The 16223-nt window shown below is 72.1% G+C and carries 13 protein-coding genes; 4 read left to right on the top strand and 9 right to left on the bottom strand.

What is annotated here, in order from left to right:
• Positions 1-24: 24 nt before the first annotated feature.
• Genes ACIRU3_RS38005 through ACIRU3_RS37990 form a run of 4 tightly spaced genes read right to left on the bottom strand, consistent with a single transcriptional unit; the run spans position 25 to position 4280 of the window.
• On the bottom strand, positions 25-672 hold the full coding sequence (locus ACIRU3_RS38005) for a GTP-binding protein (RefSeq protein WP_404066667.1): 648 nt from the start codon (positions 670-672) through the stop codon (positions 25-27).
• Complete coding sequence (locus ACIRU3_RS38000) at positions 653-1117, bottom strand: DUF742 domain-containing protein (protein ID WP_404066665.1); 465 nt, start codon at positions 1115-1117, stop codon at positions 653-655. Before ACIRU3_RS38000 ends, ACIRU3_RS38005 begins: the two co-directional genes overlap by 20 nt.
• Complete coding sequence (locus tag ACIRU3_RS37995; RefSeq protein ID WP_404066663.1) at positions 1114-1611, bottom strand: roadblock/LC7 domain-containing protein; 498 nt, start codon at positions 1609-1611, stop codon at positions 1114-1116. The genes ACIRU3_RS38000 and ACIRU3_RS37995 overlap by 4 nt, the downstream gene beginning before the upstream one ends.
• Positions 1608-4280: a nitrate- and nitrite sensing domain-containing protein gene (locus ACIRU3_RS37990; RefSeq protein WP_404066660.1), complete on the bottom strand. Its 2673-nt coding sequence runs from the start codon at positions 4278-4280 to the stop codon at positions 1608-1610. Before ACIRU3_RS37990 ends, ACIRU3_RS37995 begins: the two co-directional genes overlap by 4 nt.
• Before the next feature lie 386 nt (positions 4281-4666).
• Between ACIRU3_RS37990 and ACIRU3_RS37985 the strand changes: the two genes are divergently transcribed.
• A complete protein-coding gene (locus tag ACIRU3_RS37985) occupies positions 4667-5455 on the top strand; it encodes a protein phosphatase 2C domain-containing protein (RefSeq protein WP_404066658.1) in 789 nt (262 codons plus the stop codon).
• 92 nt (positions 5456-5547) lie between these two features.
• On the opposite strand, the gene ACIRU3_RS37980 is transcribed toward ACIRU3_RS37985, so the two are convergent.
• The gene (locus ACIRU3_RS37980) at positions 5548-6039 is read right to left on the bottom strand and encodes a MarR family winged helix-turn-helix transcriptional regulator (protein ID WP_404066655.1); all 492 of its coding nucleotides are present in this window, start codon (positions 6037-6039) and stop codon (positions 5548-5550) included.
• 220 nt (positions 6040-6259) lie between these two features.
• On the opposite strand from ACIRU3_RS37980, the gene ACIRU3_RS37975 reads away from it, so the two are divergent.
• Positions 6260-7084, top strand: coding sequence for a lysozyme (locus ACIRU3_RS37975; RefSeq protein ID WP_404066652.1), 825 nt, complete (start codon positions 6260-6262; stop codon positions 7082-7084).
• Positions 7085-7211: 127 nt separating this feature from the next.
• Entirely contained in the window at positions 7212-9584 is a 2373-nt protein-coding gene (locus tag ACIRU3_RS37970; RefSeq protein WP_404066649.1) for a SpoIIE family protein phosphatase, read from the top strand.
• An 18-nt stretch (positions 9585-9602) separates the two neighbouring features.
• Here ACIRU3_RS37970 and ACIRU3_RS37965 read toward each other — a convergent pair whose 3' ends face one another.
• From ACIRU3_RS37965 to ACIRU3_RS37950, 4 genes are all read right to left on the bottom strand, one after another.
• Positions 9603-10661: a serine/threonine-protein kinase gene (locus tag ACIRU3_RS37965; protein ID WP_404066756.1), complete on the bottom strand. Its 1059-nt coding sequence runs from the start codon at positions 10659-10661 to the stop codon at positions 9603-9605.
• A 139-nt stretch (positions 10662-10800) separates the two neighbouring features.
• Positions 10801-13221, bottom strand: a complete 2421-nt coding sequence (gene lon, locus ACIRU3_RS37960) for an endopeptidase La (protein WP_404066645.1) — start codon at positions 13219-13221, stop codon at positions 10801-10803.
• 204 nt (positions 13222-13425) lie between these two features.
• Entirely contained in the window at positions 13426-13599 is a 174-nt protein-coding gene (locus ACIRU3_RS37955) for a hypothetical protein (protein WP_404066642.1), read from the bottom strand.
• Between the two features lie 373 nt (positions 13600-13972).
• Positions 13973-14827 (bottom strand): rhomboid-like protein, encoded by an 855-nt coding sequence (locus tag ACIRU3_RS37950; protein WP_404066639.1) that lies wholly within the window; start codon positions 14825-14827, stop codon positions 13973-13975.
• A gap of 610 nt (positions 14828-15437) precedes the next feature.
• On the opposite strand from ACIRU3_RS37950, the gene ACIRU3_RS37945 reads away from it, so the two are divergent.
• Positions 15438-16121 (top strand): spermidine synthase, encoded by a 684-nt coding sequence (locus ACIRU3_RS37945; RefSeq protein WP_404066637.1) that lies wholly within the window; start codon positions 15438-15440, stop codon positions 16119-16121.
• Positions 16122-16223: the final 102 nt, after the last annotated feature.

Genomic DNA, 16223 nt, shown 5'->3' with positions numbered 1-16223 from the left:
CGGGTGGTGGCTCCTAGATCGGGACTACTCGGGGGTTTCGTCCAGCGCGTGGCCCACCAGGGCCAGGAGGGTCTCGATCACCGAGATCCGGCGCCGCGCGTCCATGATCATCACAGGGATGTACGCGGGGATCGTGAGCGCCTCGCGCACGTCCTCCGGCTCGAACAGCTCGCTGCCGTCGAAGTGGTTGACCGCGACGACGTACGGCAGTCCGCAGCTCTCGAAATAGTCCAGTGCGGGGAAGCAGTCCTTCAGCCGGCGGGTGTCGGCCAGGACGACGGCGCCGATCGCGCCGCGCACCAGGTCGTCCCACATGAACCAGAACCGCTGCTGGCCCGGCGTGCCGAACAGGTAGAGCACCAGATCGTCGTCGAGCGTGAGGCGGCCGAAGTCCATGGCCACCGTGGTGGTCAGCTTGCCCGGTGTGTCGGCCAGGTCGTCGGTGCCCTCGCTCGCCTCGGTCATCAGCGCCTCGGTCTGCAGCGGCGTGATCTCCGAGACGGTCGTGACCAGCGTGGTCTTTCCGACGCCGAAGCCGCCCGCCACCACGATCTTGGTGGCTATGGGGGCCCGGGTGCGGTCCTGCTGCCAGGCCTTCAGATCCTCGTCGGGCTCACTGAACCCGGCGACGAGGGGGGCGACGCCGGTGGCGTCAGAGACGGCGGAGTCCACTCAGCACCCTTTCCAGCAGCGCGCGGTCCGGGCGGCCGGTGCCGTGACCGGTGCCGGTGCCGTACACACGGATCTTTCCCTGGTCCGCGAGATCGCTCAGCAGAACGCGGACCACGCCGAGCGGCATCCTCAGCAGCGCGGCTATCTCGGCCACCGTGCGCATCCGGCGGCACAGTTCGACTATGGCCCGCATCTCCGGCATCACCCGGCTGGAGAGGGAGCCGGCCCCGCCGCCAAGGGCACGGGCGGTGCTCCCCGTCAGTTCCTTGCGCTCCGCGGCGGCTTCGAGGGCCGCCGTGCCGGCGGTGCTTCCCACGAACGTCTCCACGAGGAGGACGTGGCCGAAGCGGGTACGGCCGCCGGTGAGCGAGTAGGGGCGGACCCGGGCGGGTTTGCGGTCCCCGCCGCGGACCGGGAGCTGCCGCTTCTTCGCAAGGCCGCTCATCGGGTGCTCCCCGTGGACTCGGCTTCCAGGGATTTGCGCAGCTCACTGCGGAGTTCGGGGGTCAGGACATGGCCGGCGCGGCCGACGAAGAGCGCCATGTGGTACGCCACCACGCTCATGTCGCACTCGGCGGAGCCGTGCACACCGAGCAGCGAGCCGTCGCTGATCGACATCACGAACAGGCTGCCCTCCTCCATCGCGATCATTGTGTGCTTGACCCCGCCGAACTCCATCAGCCTGGCGGCGCCGACGGTGAGGCTGCCGATGCCGGAGACGATGGTCGCGAGGTCGGCGGAGGAGCCTCGGGGGCCCTTCGCCGGCCGCTTGCGACGGGCCTCGGCCGTGCGCTCGGGGTCGGAGGAGAGCAGGAGCAGGCCGTCGGAGGAGACGACTGCGACGGACTGTATGCCGGGGACTTCCTCGACCAGATTGGTCAGCAGCCAGTGCAGGTTGCGGGCCTCACTGCTCAGTCCGAAGGTACTGGGCGCGGTCAACTGCTTGCCTCCTCGACTGTGCCCCCCGTGGCTTCTTCGGTACGTTCTGCGAGCTCTGCCTCTACGTCCCTGTAGCCGGCCTGTGCTCCCTGGCGGAAGCCGCCGAGCCTTCGGCGCAGGGCCTCGGCGTCCACGCCCGCGCTGCGCTGGCGAGGCGGTGCCGCGGGCGAGGTGATCTTGGGAGTGCGCTTGGGCAGGCCCTTGCTGGTCACCGCCGCGGCTTCGCCTTCGGCGTCTTCGTTCCCGGCCGCTTCCCCGCCGCCGGGGGCCACGGGATCCGTCGTGACCTCCGGGAGCAGCAGCTCCATGGTGGTCTCGGACGGCGATTCCGCGACTGCCGGCGCGTCTCCCCGTACCTCCTCGGATCGCGGCTCGGTCGCCACCGCGCTCTCGTGCTGCGGCTCGGGCTCCTGTGCCGGACCGCCGGAGGCCTCCCCCAGCACCCGCTCCGCGAGGGCCACCAGCGGGTCGGTGTCCTTCGTGCGGGCGTGCAGGACGTTGGAGTTGACCTCGGCGTCGGCGCCGGGCAGGGAGAAGGTCTGGGTGGTGTCCGAGGGCGTGGCCGCGGGCGGGACCGCCACCGCGGGAGCCTCGGCGAGCAGGGACTGGGGCAGGACGACGACCGCCGCCACCCCGCCCTGCTTCTGCTCGCGCAGCTGGACGCGGACGCCGTGCCGGTGAGCCAGTCGGGCCACGACGTACAGGCCGAGGCCGAGGCCCTCCTCGCCCTCCTGGTCGTACGGCGACTCCGGGTCGAAGTCGGCGAGGCGGGAGTTGAGGCGGTCGAGGCGGTCGGTGACCATGCCGATGCCCTCGTCCTGGACCGACAGCATGACCTCGCCCGACTCCAGCAGCCAGCCGGAGACCTCCACGGGCAGGTCGGGCGGGGAGAACGAGGTGGCGTTCTCCATGAGTTCGGCGAGGAGGTGGGAGAGGTCGTCGGCCACGAAGCCCGCCAGGTGAGCGTGCGGGGGCAGGGCCGCGATACGGACGCGTTCGTAGCGCTCGATCTCGCTGACCGCCGCGCGGACCACGTCGACCAGCGGGACCGGGCCGTGGTGCGGCTGGACGTGCTCGGTGCCGGCGAGGACCAGGAGGTTCTCGCTGTGACGGCGCATGACCGTGGCGAAGTGGTCGAGCTTGAAGAGGGTGGCGAGCCGCTCGGGGTCCTGCTCGCGCTCCTCCAGGCCCTCGATGACGGCCAGTTGGCGTTCGACCAGGCCCAGGGTGCGCAGGGCGAGATTGACGAACGTGCCGCCGATGCTGGCGCGCAGCCGGTCCAGCTGGGCCGCGGACTCGGCGAGTTCGGCGCGCAGTTCCTCGCGGGCGTCGGCCATCTTCTGCCGCTGGCCCACCAGGTGCTTGCGGTCGGTCTCCAGCGTGGCCACCCGCTCGTGCAGGGCGACCGCGTGCGCGTGCAGGGCGTTGACCGAGCGGACGACCTGGGCGAACTCGTCGTTGCGGCCGGTGAAGGTGACCGGTTCCTGGGCCGCGGGGTCCTCGGCCCCGGCCAGCCGGGCCGAGCCGCGGCGCAGCACCGAGAGCGGGCGGGTGAGGGAGCGGGCCATCGCGGTGGAGATGCCCACGGCGAGGAGTATCAGGGCGCCGAGGACGGCGATGCGGATCTCCAGGGCCGTGACGTCGTCGTCCCGGAGCTTCTCGAGGTCCTTGGTGCGGTGGTCGTAGAGGGCCGCCTCCGTGCCCCGCATCAGGTCGACGCGGGCGGACAGCGCCGCGTCCAGCTTCTTGGTGCTGGTGGCCGGCTCGCTGCCGCTGAACACCGGCTGGTCGGTGAGGGCGGCCAGGTACTTCTCGGCGGAGTTGACCTCGGGTCCGGTGACCGTGGAGTCGTACGAGTCGACGGCCGCCTTGGGCGCGGTCTCCCGGAAGTCGGCGAGGGCCGCGTCGGCGCGCAGGCGGGCCTGCTGGGCGGCGGCGGTGAGCGCGTCGCGCTGTGTGCGGTCCGCGTCGGTCGTGGTGGTGGTCGTGGTGGACAGACCGGTGGCGGGGTTGATCACCGTCTCGGTGGTGGACGGGATGTTGAGCGCGGCCAGCAGCAGGCCGCGGGCGGCAGCGGACTGCTGGACGGCGGAGTCCAGTCCGGCGAGGGAGTGGACTCCGGAGCCGGCCCGCGGGGGCAGCCGCTCGGCCAGGTCGTCGGCGAGCCGGTGGAGTTCGCCGATGGTGGCCGAGTACGCCTGGTGGGTCTGCAGCGCGTTCGTCTTGCCGGTGAGGGCGGCGCGGCGGACGGCCGCGATGCCGTCGAGGTCGGTGCGCAGCGAGGCCGGGCTGTCGGTGTCGGCCCGTAGATCCTCGACCTGGCGGTCCACGCGGGCGCTGCGCTGCTCGGAGGGCGCCTTGGCCTTGGGGCGGCCCGCGGCGATGTAGGAGGTGACCTCGTCGCGTTCGTCGGCGAGCGAGTGGGCGAGCGCGAGCGCGTCCTGGGTCCGGGAGGCCCGGGTCACCAGGTCCTGGGAGTCGCTGAGGTCCTGGGAGGCGGTGAGCAGCGCGGGTGCTCCCGCTCCGGCTATGGCGGCGGCCACCACGGCCACGGCGACGATCAGCCGGGTGCGCACATGGGTGGGGCGGCCGCTGCCCACCGGGGTCTGCTCGGCGACCCCCTCGGGGGCCGTCTGCCTGCCTGTGCGCCGAGGCCGCTTCATCTGCACCGGTGCTCGCAATCCTGAAATCGTCTACCCGAGGGCCCGGGTGGCGCCCCGTCGTCTCGGTACCCAGTGGTGTGCGTACACCCGGTTCGTACGGTCCCCGACCCTCCCAGCGCCGGTGGGCAGTGGTCCCGCATCACCTGACCCGCCACCCGAAGGAGTGAACATCGGAGGGGAGTTGGCGGGCAAGTTCCTCTGGCGCGTGCAGCACGCCTGCGCGGCGGGCCGGTTGGACGTGCGCGGCAGGCTTTGGCACTATTCGCCACCACACCTTCCCGGAGTGCGCCATTTACTCTCAAACCAGGCGCCTGACCTGCGGCGCGGTGCCGATTCGGCGATGCTTGCCAGCCTTTGGCGAAGGCCGTGAAGGGCTCGTGCAGACTGGCCGAATGCGAACTGATCTCGTTTCGGAACCCGGCGACACGACCCGCCCCAACGAGGACTTCGCCGGGGTCGGACTACCCGCGTCCGGTCAGGGAGGTTGTGTGATCTTGCTGGACGGAGTGACGCCGCCGAGGGACGGGACGGGGTGTCTGCATTCCGTCCCCTGGTTCACCGCACGGCTCGGCGGGGCACTGACCGAACTGACCGTTTCCGACCGAGATCTGACGCTCCCGGAGATTCTCTCGCGGGCGATCGGCCGGACCGCCGAGGCCCACGCGCACACCTGTGAGCTTTCTCACCCGCGAACCCCCCAGGCGACGGTGGTCCTGACCCGCTGGTCCGCCGACACCGTGGAGTACCTGGTCCTGTCCGACTCCGCGCTGCTCCTGCAGTCCCCCGACGGCACGGTCACCCCGGTCCTGGACGACCGGCTCGTCCGTCTGCCCCGCTCGGCCCTGGCCACCGACGCCCTGATCGACGCCCGTCTGCGCAACAAGGAGGGCGGCTTCTTCACGGCCGCCGCCGACCCCTCGGTCGCCTCCCGCGCGGTCGCCGGCACTCTTCCGCGGCACGAGGTCCGCGCCCTGGCCGCACTGACGGACGGCGCGACCCGCTGGACGGAGAAGTTCCACGAGGGCGACTGGACGGCCCTTTTCGACCTGGTCGCCAAGGAGGGCGCGCGCGCCCTGGTCGACCGGGTGCGGGAACGGGAGTCGGCGGACCGGGAGGAGCGGGCGTACCTCGGCCGCAGCAAGACGCACGACGACGCGACGGTGGTGTACGTGGAGTTGTGAGGCGCCTGGGCTTCCGGGCTCCCGCACCCCCCTTGCCCCCGCGCTCCCGGGCTCCAGGGCTCCGGGGCTCCGGGGCTGCCGAGAGGTGCGGCCTACTTCTCCATGACCCCGTTGAGCTGGTGCAGCAGCCGGGCGAGTTCGGCCACCTCGCGGCGGTCCCAGTGGGCGAGCTGGCTGACATAGCGGGCGCGGCGGGCCTCGCGGACCTTGCCGACACGCCCGCGGCCCTCGTCGGTCACGGTCACCAGCCAGGCGCGGCCGTCGGCCGGGTCGGGCTCGCGGGCGACCAGGCCCAGCTCCTCCAGGGCACGCAGCTGCCGGGACATGGTGGCCTTGCCGACGCCGATGTAGGCGGCGAGTTCGGTGGCACGCTGGCCGCCGAGTTCGTCGAGGCGGATGAGCAGGCCGTACGCGGCGGACTCCAGGTCGGGGTGGACCTCGCGGGCCATCTCGCCCTGGTTGGCCCGGGCGCGCCTGAGCAGCACGGTCAACTCGCGTTCCAGCGCCAGGAATTCCTGGTCCGCACCACTCGGCGTCACCTGACCGGTGACCCGATGTCCGTCGCTGTTTCCGTCCTCGTGCACGTCAGCACCCCTGCTCGGTTTCGCTGTCCTGAAAGTTTCTGCCCAACGCCGTGATAGCCGCAGCTCCGTAAGTATTTCGCAGGCGTAGACCAACGGCAGCCCCCGGACCCCCTTCCCACGCCGTCATCTACGTGCGTAGCTTCTTTATCAGGCAATCAATGGCATGCCCACGCCCAAAAGTCTTCCGCGGTCCCCCCACCCCACTCCTCGGAGGCACGTCATGCCCGTGCTCAGACCCGGTACCCTCCGCCCGCGTCCCCTCGCCGTCCTCCTCACGGCCCTGCTCGCGGCGCTCTCCCTCTCCCTTCCCCTCGCCACCGCCCGGGCCGCGACCGTGCCCGGCCGCGGTTCCGCGTACCTCGGCATGGGAGTCCTCGCCCACGACGGGCAGAACGGCACCCCGAGGACCGGTGACGCCACCCAGACCGAGGGCGTCGACGTCTCCGGCCACCAGGGCAACGTCGCCTGGAGCACCCTGTGGAGCAGCGGCGTCCGCTGGGCCTACACGAAGGCGACCGAGGGCACCTACTACACGAATCCCTACTTCGCCCAGCAGTACAACGGCTCGTACAACGTCGGCATGATCCGCGGCGCGTACCACTTCGCGACCCCGGACACCACGAGCGGCGCCACCCAGGCCAACTACTTCGTCGACCACGGGGGCGGCTGGTCCCGGGACGGCAGGACCCTGCCCGGCGCGCTCGACATCGAGTGGAACCCGTACGGCGCCGCCTGCTACGGCAAGTCGACCGGTGCGATGGTCAGCTGGATCGCCGACTTCCTGAACACCTACAAGGCGCGCACGGGCCGGGACGCCGTGATCTACACGGCCACCAGCTGGTGGACCCAGTGCACCGGCAACCACGGCGGTTTCGCCGTGACCAATCCGCTGTGGATCGCCCGCTACGCCTCGGACCCCGGGACGCTGCCGGCGGGATGGTCGTACTACACGATGTGGCAGTACACCTCCTCGGGCCCGACCGTCGGGGACCACGACAAGTTCAACGGTGCGCTGGACCGGGTGCAGGCGCTGGCCAACGGCTAGGGCCCGTCCGGGGTGCGCGGCGGCCGTTCCCTGCCGGGCGGCCGCCGTGGCGCTGCGTTGGTGCTCCGCGCCGCCCGGGATCATGCTGGTCAGGAGAGCCTGCCGAGCAAGGGCGAGATGAGCGGCGATGGAGCGACAGTCGACGTACACGGCCACGGCCACCATCGATGAGCAGGGCATCCTGACCGGCTGGAGCGAGGGCGCCCAGCGACTGCTCGGCTACGAGGCCTCGGCGGTCGTCGGACGGCCTGCCGGTACCCTGCTCGCCGCCGAGGCCGGCTCGGCGCGGCGGACCCTTGCCGGGCGGAACCGGTGGAACGGCACCGTGCCCCTGCGGCACCACGACGGCCGGCGCCTGGAACTGGGACTGCTCGCCCATCGCCGGACCCTGGACACCGGTGCCACCGACTGGCTCGTGGTGGCGGCCGTGGCGGACCGGCCGCAGCCGCCCCGGGGCGAACCCCTGGAGGAGTGGACGTTCATCCAGTCCCCCTTCCCACTGGCGATCTTCGACACCGAGCTGCGCCTGATGCGCGCCAACCGCCGTCTGGAACGCGCGCTGTCCCTGCCCGAGGCGGCGATGCGCGGGCTGCACCTGACGCACATCGCGCCCGGTCCCGGGAGCGACGAGGCCGACCGGACGATGCGCCGGGTGCTGGAGACCGGCGAGCCGCAGGAGGCCGAGTACGGCCTCGCCCCTGACCTCGGCCGGCCCACCGTCCTCACCCCGCTCAAGGACGGGAACGGCAGGGTGCGCGCCGTCTGCCTCGCCGCCCACCGGCGCCCCCCGGGCCCGGCCGTCCGGCCGGGCACCCCGGGCGGGACCGGTGCGCACGGCGGCACCTCCCCCGGCCTCGGGCACGCCGCCCAGGAACTGGCCGACTCCACCGTCCCCCGGCTCGCGGACTTCATGGCCGTGGATCTGCTCGACTCCCCGCAGAACCAGGCCGCCGTCTCCGACGCCTCGGTCGGCCCGGTGATCCTGCGCCGCGCCGCCGTGCGAGTCGTACCGAACGGCGACGAGCGCGCGTCCGGTGCCCGGGTGGGCCAGGCGATCGCCTACGAGCCGGGGTCGCCTCCCGCGGACTGCCTGGCCTCCGGCAACTCCGTCCTGTACGACGCCTCGGACCCGGTCATCACCGGGTGGGCGGCGGTGGACCCGGCGGGCGCGTGGCTGCACGCGTACGGCACGCACTCGCTGATGGTGGTGCCCGTGCTCGCCGAGGGCAACATGCTCGGAGTGGCCCTGTTCGGCCGCCACCGGCGCGCCGAGCGGTTCGGTCCGGAGGATCTGCGGCTCGCCGAGGAACTCACGGCCGGCGCCGCCACCGGCCTGCACGGCTCCCGCCGGTACTCCCGGGCCCGCACCACCACCATGTCCCTGCAGCGCAGCCTGCTCCCGCACACCCTGCCCGACCAGGCGGCCCTCGAGATCGCCACCCGGTATCTGCCCGCGGCCACCCGGGCCGGCGTGGGCGGGGACTGGTTCGACGTGATCCCGCTGTCCGGGGCGCGGGTCGCCCTGGTCGTCGGCGATGTCGTCGGCCACGGCATCCGCGCCTCCGCCACCATGGGCCGGCTGCGCACCGCGGTGCGCACGCTCGCCGACGTCGACCTGCCCGCCGACGAGCTGCTCACCCATCTGGACGACCTCGTCCTTCGGCTGGCCGCCGACGAGGGCAGCGCCGACCCGGCCGCCGAGGCCGTAGGGGGCATCGGCACCACCTGTCTGTACGCGGTCTACGACCCGGTCTCGCGCCGGTGCACGCTCGCCCGGGCCGGCCATCCGCCGCCCGCCGTGGTCACCCCGGACGGCACCGTCCGCTTTCTCGACGTACCCGCCGGTCCGCCGCTGGGGCTCGGCGGACTGCCCTTCGAGGCCTTCGAGACCGAGCTGCCGGAGGGCAGCCTGCTCACCCTTTACACCGACGGGCTGCTCGAAGCCCGCGAGCACGACATCGACGAGGCGCTGGACAAGCTGTTCGCCGCGCTCGGCCGCCCCGCGCCGACGCTGGACTCGATGTGCGACCGGGTGCTCACCGAACTGCTGAGCCACCGCCCCGAGGACGACATCGCCCTGCTCGTCGCCCGCACCCGGGCGCTGCACGCCGACCGGGTCGCCGCCTGGGAACTGGACAGCGAGCCCACTGTCGTGGCCCGGGCCCGTAGGCACACCAACGACCAGCTGAGCGCGTGGGGGCTGGACGAGGCCGCCTTCGCCACCGAGCTGATGGTCAGCGAGCTGGTCACCAACGCCATCCGCTACGGCCGGCCCCCCATCCAGCTCCGTCTCATCCACCAGGGCTCCACCCTGATCTGCGAGGTCTACGACTCCAGCGGCACGACCCCGCACATGCGGCGCGCCCGGATCTTCGACGAGGGCGGCCGGGGCCTCCTCCTGGTGGCGCAGCTCGCCAAGCGCTGGGGCACCCGTCACGACCGGGTGGGCAAGACCGTGTGGGCGGAGCAGTCGCTCACCCCGCCGCTCCCGGCCGGCTGACCGGGCGCGGGCGGCGGGTCACGGCCGCTCCGGGGCGGGCCCGCCGAGGACCGGACCGGCCCACCCGGGCGGGTCGGCCCACTCGGGCGGGTCGGCCCACTCGGGCGGGTCCGGCATCGGATCGGGCACCGGATCGGTCGGGTCGGGCACCGGTTCGGGGGCGGCGGGGAGCGTTCCGGCCACGTGGGAATCCACCAGCGTGGGCGTACGGCCGCGCGGAGCGGAGCCGGCGACGGCCGCGCGCAGGGCCGCGACGAACTCCAGGCAGGTGCCGTACCGGTCGTCCGGGGCCTTGGCCAGGGCCTTGTTCAGGACGTCGTCGGCGGCCGGCGGAATCCCGGGACGTTCCGTGCTCAGAAGGGGCGGCGGGTCGTACTGGTGCGCCCACAGCAGTTCGAGGTCGTCCTCCCGCCGGAAGGGCGGGGCGCCCGCGAGGGTCTCGTAGACGAGACAGGCCAGGCTGTAGAGGTCGGACCTGCCGTCCACGGGACGGCCCGCGACCCGCTCCGGTGCCACGTAGTCGAGGGTGCCCACGAACTCGCCCGCGGTGGTGAACCCGGTGAGCGACAGGGACTTCTTCGCCAGCCCGAAGTCGGTGAGGTAGACGTGCTCGGGGTGGTCGCTGTCGACGCCCTTGGCGACCAGGACGTTGCCGGGCTTGACGTCCCGGTGCACCAGATCGTGCTCGTGGGCCGCGTCGAGCGCGGACGCCAGCTGGGCGGCGATGCGCAGCGCGGCCGGCACGGCCAGCGGGCCCTCGTGGTCGAGCAGGGCGCGCAGGTCCTGCCCGGTGACGTAGCACATGGCGATGTACAGGATCCCGTCGGTCTCGCCGGCCTCGAAGACGGGCACGATGTGCGGGTGCTCGATGGCGGCGGCCACCCGTGACTCCTGGGTGAAGCGGCGGCGGAAGGCGTCGTTGCGGGTGTACTCGGGGGCGAGCAGTTTCAGGGCGACCGTACGGCCGAGGCGCAGGTCCTTGGCGCAGTACACGACGGCCATGCCACCCCGGCCCAGCTCGCGCTCCACCCGGTAGCCGGCGATCTCCGTCCCGATCGGGCCGGAAGGTTTCACCATCTGCCCACTCACGCCTGAATTCTATCCATTTGATCCATATACGTGCCTGCTCTCGGGCACGGCGAAGGCCCGGGCCCCCTCAGGGGACCCGGGCCCTGCGCATCCCGTGCCGGGGGCGAAGCCCGCCACGGACACCGCGTCACGCCGCCACGGGAACCTCCGGCGCCGCGTCGCTCGTGGCGGGCGCGAGCGCCAGTTCCAGGACCTGGCGGACATCGGTCACGGTGTGCACGTCGAGCTTGTCCAGCACCTCGGCCGGGACGTCGTCCAGGTCGGGCTCGTTGCGCCTGGGGATGATCACGGTGGTCACGCCGGCGCGGTGGGCGGCGAGCAGCTTCTGCTTCACACCGCCGATGGGCAGCACCCGGCCGGTCAACGAGACCTCGCCGGTCATCGCCACGTCCGTGCGGACCAGACGGCCGGAGAGCAGGGAGGCGAGGGCCGTGGTCATCGTGATGCCCGCGCTCGGACCGTCCTTCGGGACCGCGCCCGCCGGGAAGTGGATGTGCACACCCCGGTCCTTCAGGTCGGCCACCGGCAGCTCCAGTTCGGCGCCGTGGCTGCGCAGGAAGCTCAGCGCGATCTGCGCCGACTCCTTCATCACGTCGCCCAGCTGACCGGTCAGGCTCAGGCCCGCCGCGCCCGTCTCCGGGTCGGCCAGGGATGCCTCGACGAACAGGACGTCGCCGCCGGCTCCGGTGACCGCGAGGCCGGTCGCCACGCCCGGGACGGACGTACGGCGCTCGGCCGGGTCCTGAGCGGACTCGGGCACGTGGTGCGGACGCCCTATCAGACCGCGCAGATCCTCGTCCCGGACGGTGAGCGGCAGCTGCCGCTCGCCGAGTTCGTGCTGGGCCGTGACCTTGCGCAGCAGCCGCGCGATGGACCGCTCCAGGGTGCGCACGCCCGCCTCGCGGGTGTACTCGCCGGCGAGCTTGCGCAACGCGCCCTCGTCGATCGTGACCTCGTCCTTGTCCAGGCCGGCCCGCTCCAACTGGCGCGGGAGCAGATGGTCACGGGCGATGACGACCTTCTCGTCCTCGGTGTAGCCGTCCAGGCGGACGATCTCCATGCGGTCGGCGAGCGCCTCCGGGATGGCCTCCAGGACGTTGGCGGTGGCGAGGAAGACCACGTCGGACAGGTCGAGTTCGACCTCCAGGTAGTGGTCCCGGAAGGTGTGGTTCTGCGCCGGGTCCAGCACCTCCAGCAGGGCGGCGGCCGGGTCGCCGCGGAAGTCCGAACCCACCTTGTCGATCTCGTCCAGCAGGACCACCGGGTTCATGGACCCGGCCTCCTTGACGGCGCGGACGACACGGCCGGGCAGTGCGCCGACGTAGGTACGCCGGTGGCCGCGGATCTCCGCCTCGTCCCGGACGCCGCCGAGGGCGACGCGGACGAACTTGCGTCCCATGGCGTGCGCGACGGACTCGCCGAGACTGGTCTTGCCGACGCCGGGAGGGCCGACGAGCGCGAGCACGGCACCGCCGCGCCGCCCGCCGATCACGCCGAGGCCGCGCTCACCGCGCCGCTTGCGCACGGCGAGGTACTCGGTGATGCGCTCCTTGACGTCCTCCAGGCCCGCGTGCTCGGCGTCCAGGACCGCCTTGGCGCCCTGGATGTCGTACGCGTCCTCGGTCCGCTCGTTCCACGGCATCTCCAGAACCGTGTCAAGCCAGGTGCGGATCCACGAACCCTCGGGCGACTGGTCGGAGGACCGCTCCAGCTTGTCGACCTCCTTGAGGGCGGCCTCGCGGACCTTCTCCGGCAGGTCGGCGGCCTCGACACGGGCGCGGTAGTCGTCGGACTCCTCGCCGTCCTGCTCGCCGTTCAGCTCGCGCAGTTCCTTGCGGACGGCCTCCAGCTGACGCCTCAGCAGAAACTCGCGCTGCTGCTTGTCGACGCCTTCCTGGACGTCCTTGGCGATGGTCTCGGCCACATCCTGCTCGGCGAGGTGGTCGCGCAGCTGCTGCGTGGCGAGCTTGAGGCGGGCCACCGGGTCGGCGGTCTCGAGCAGTTCGACCTTCTGCTCGATGGTCAGGAAGGGTGAGTAACCGGAGTTGTCGGCGAGCGCGGAGACGTCGTCGATGGCCTGGACGCGGTCCACGACCTGCCAAGCGCCGCGCTTCTTCAGCCAGCTCGTGGCGAGCGCCTTGTACTCCTTGACGAGTTCGGCGATGTGGCCCGGCTGCGGATCGGGCACGGTCTCGTCGAGCCGTGCACCCTCGACCCACAGCGCAGCGCCCGGACCCGTCGTCCCGGCACCGATCCGGACCCGGCCACGCCCGCGGATCAGGGCCCCCGGGTCGCCGTCGGCCAGCCGGCCCACCTGCTCGACCGTGCCCAGCACACCGGTCTTGGCATACGTGCCGTCGATGCGCGGCACCAGCAGCACCCTGGGCTTCCCGGGCTCCGACCGGGCGGCGGCCTGCGCGGCCTCCACCGCGGCCCGCACCTCGGCGTCGCTCAGGTCCAGCGGAACCACCATCCCGGGCAGCACGACCTCGTCGTCGAGCGGCAGCACGGGCAACACGAGCGTGAACGCCGTGGACTCAGCAGCCATGATCTCCCCTTAGGCAGTCAACTTGAGCTATGCCGACTCAATGCACGTGAGCCCATGATTGTTCCCCAGCCCTGTTCGCTCTCAGCGATCACCCGTAGCGGGCCGTACAGGCCCGCGTCTCGCTCCATCCCGACCGCGGGCATCAAGGAGCCGACGGCTCCGCGGGAACGGTCGGCCTGTTGACGCGCTCGGGAGCAAGGGCCATCACCCGGCGGACCGCAGGAGGTACTTCTCGTGGTCGCGGGCCGACGTCCCCCTGGTGAGGGTGCCGGACAGCACGCCGGCCGGCGATGTCCTCGTCTCCCGCCCCGGCCTGGCACCCGGGATCCCGCACCTGACGTGCACGCCGTACCGGGTGACCCCTTTGGCGTCCTGCACCCGATGCAGTTTCACATCGGAGTTGACGGGGGTGAGGGTCTCGGTGTCGTAGACATCGGTTTTCTCGCCCGAACGGGGAAGGGAAGTGCCAAGCAGTTTTCGCAGGTCTCCAGCGTGCTGTCGGCCGATTCCTTCGTGTCGCCGGAGCTGCACGCCGCCGACCCGAGCAGCGGCACCGTCAGCAGGTGAACAGCAACAGCCCTTCGCGCGCTCACCATTCGAAGCAGTCGTCGATGCGCGAGACGGCCGTCAGGTCACCCGTCGCATTGCGCATGCCGGTCGAACATTCCTGCCTACGCAGGTCACACGACCGCAACCAACGCCCCCACTCGGGCGCCGGGTCTTCACAGCCTCGGTCTGGCGGGCGGTCCGGTCACACGGAAACCGGCGATCGCTGCCGGCGTCGCACCAACGGCCAGCTCGCGATGCCGAGTGTGAGGGCGATCAGGTGGCCCCAGTTGGTCATCGGGTCCCGGAAGGCGATCAGGTCGTTCACGAGCTTGCCCGCGACCAGGGTGAGCAGGGGCCAGCGAACCCAGGGCCGGAGCAGGCCGGCAAGGGATCCGATGCTGGCGGCGACGCCGAAGCTGATGCCGTAGTCGAGGCGGTGCAGTGAAGTGTCCGGGAGGTGGCCGAACAGGACCGCGAGGCCCACGGGGACCTCCGTCGCGAGGGTGGCCAGAACGTGGCCCGTCAGGAACACGCAGGCCGCCCGGGCGCCGCCTATCCGCCGCTCCAGCCCGGTGAGCACCAGCACGAACGCGGCCGCGTACGGCGACACGATCCCGCCCGCGATCCACAGCGCGCTCGTCAGCAGCACCAGCACCGGCGTGCGCACCAGGTGGGCGACGTCCGTGCTGGAGCCCTGGTACAGCGCGTGCATCACCGCGGGATCGGTCCGGGCCGCCACGAGCGAGGTGACGGCGAGGACGACCGCGTAGGCGAAGGTGAACGGGGTGCCGGTGGGGGTGGGCAGGAAGTGCCACGGGCGGAAGGAGGGGCGAGCCGCGGCCGGAGCCCGTGAGGGGGCGAGAGCCTTCGAGCGGGCCGGAGCCTTCGAGGGGGCCGGAGCGGCGGTCGGGGCCGGGGCGGCCATCGGGGCGGGCAGCTCGCGCTGGCGCGGGACCCCGTCGAGCAGTCCGGCGACGTCCGGCAGGGGGTCGACGGGAAGAGGCGTGCCCAGGGGCGGGGACGCGGCCGTCGCGGGGCCGGTCACGGTCCGTTCCACGGTGAGGCACTCCTTCCGACGCGCCCCACCCTTGGTGTTCATGAAGCCGCTGTCTATGACCGACGCCACGCGAGAGCGGATTCACAGCAACCTCAGAGGCATCGGATGCGTCCGCCTCCGGCCGGGGTCGGGACCGCAGCGGTGTCGCCTCCGCCGCGTGCGCGACTCGGACCCGACGAAGGCCTGGGCGCGGCGGGACGGGACTTGGCTTCCGGGGCAGCCCGTCCACAGGGTGTGGAAGCCGGGCGCGGGAGTCACCTCCTCGGCGGCACCCGCCCAGGACTCGTCGAGCCCGTCGCGACATCTTCGCGCCCCGACGTCCCGGCACCCCGGCGTCCCCGCGCCGCAACACCCCGACATTCCCGGCACCCCAGCGCCCCGACAAACCCGCGTCCCCTCACCCGGACGCCCACATGTCCGCACGCCCCCACGCCCCCGAACAGGTAAACCACACCCAGCCCCCACCCCGCCCCTGCGCACCCGCGCAACCGCCCCCGGACAGCACCCGCACCGAAGGCGGGCTGCAGCGGGCGGCCCGCCCGTCCTCGCCACCCGCCGGTTTCCGGTCAATTCCCATGACCGCAACGCCTCGTTCCAGCAGGATGGGCGTATGACTGCCGGCTACGACTCCGACTCCCCCGTGGTCCTGGACCGTCGCGAAGGCCCCTACGGCGAGGTGGTGCTGCGCAGACACGGCGCGCTGCTGCAGATCATCGCCAATGGCTGCTTCCTGATGGACACCTCCGACGGCCGCTCGGAGCGACTGCTGGTGGATGCCGCCCACGACGCCCTGGACGGGCGCCCGGCGCCGGACGTGCTGATCGGCGGGCTGGGGGTGGGCTTCTCGCTCGCACACGCCGCGGCGGATCGCAGATGGGGGCGGATCACGGTGGTCGAGCGGGAATCCGCCGTCATCGACTGGCACCGGGACGGACCGCTGTCCGCGCTCTCCGCCGGCGCGCTCGCGGACCCGCGCACCGAGATCGTCGAAGCTGATCTTGTTACTTACGTCAATGAGACATCGGACACGTTCGACGCCCTGTGTCTCGACATCGACAACGGCCCCGGCTGGACCGTCACCGAGGACAACGACGGCCTCTACGCACCGGCCGGACTCGCCGCCTGCGCAAGGTTGTTGAGACCGGGCGGGGTGCTGGCGGTATGGTCGGCCGAGCCCTCTCCGGAATTTGAAGGAACCATGCGGAATGCCGGGTTCCGTCAGGTGCGTACCGAAGAGGTCCCCGTTGCCCGGGGCGTTCCGGACGCTGTACACCTTGCCGTCCGCCCTGGATAGCGACAGCGCGGTGTGTCCCCGTAATGTGCTGCCCTGACGCGGATCATTCAAGCGTCAATCGCAGTCATGGGATCACCCCACTGGTTCCGGAAAGCAACAGGG

Origin of the sequence: Streptomyces sp. NPDC101151, from assembly GCF_044768335.1 — a bacterium.
Taxonomy (GTDB): domain Bacteria; phylum Actinomycetota; class Actinomycetes; order Streptomycetales; family Streptomycetaceae; genus Streptomyces.
The sequence above is the reverse complement of the archived record's forward strand: the minus strand, read 5'-3'. Positions and strand labels throughout refer to the sequence as shown.

Excerpts from the sequence above, each read along its gene's own strand:
- ACIRU3_RS38000 (WP_404066665.1), bottom strand. The coding sequence starts at position 1,117 with ATGAGCGGCCTTGCGAAGAAGCGGCAGCTCCCGGTCCGCGGCGGGGAC.
- ACIRU3_RS37970 (WP_404066649.1), top strand. The coding sequence starts at position 7,212 with ATGGAGCGACAGTCGACGTACACGGCCACGGCCACCATCGATGAGCAG.
- ACIRU3_RS37985 (WP_404066658.1), top strand. The coding sequence starts at position 4,667 with ATGCGAACTGATCTCGTTTCGGAACCCGGCGACACGACCCGCCCCAAC.
- ACIRU3_RS37975 (WP_404066652.1), top strand. The coding sequence starts at position 6,260 with ATGCCCGTGCTCAGACCCGGTACCCTCCGCCCGCGTCCCCTCGCCGTC.
- ACIRU3_RS37965 (WP_404066756.1), bottom strand. The coding sequence starts at position 10,661 with ATGGTGAAACCTTCCGGCCCGATCGGGACGGAGATCGCCGGCTACCGG.
- lon (WP_404066645.1), bottom strand. The coding sequence starts at position 13,221 with ATGGCTGCTGAGTCCACGGCGTTCACGCTCGTGTTGCCCGTGCTGCCG.
- ACIRU3_RS37945 (WP_404066637.1), top strand. The coding sequence starts at position 15,438 with ATGACTGCCGGCTACGACTCCGACTCCCCCGTGGTCCTGGACCGTCGC.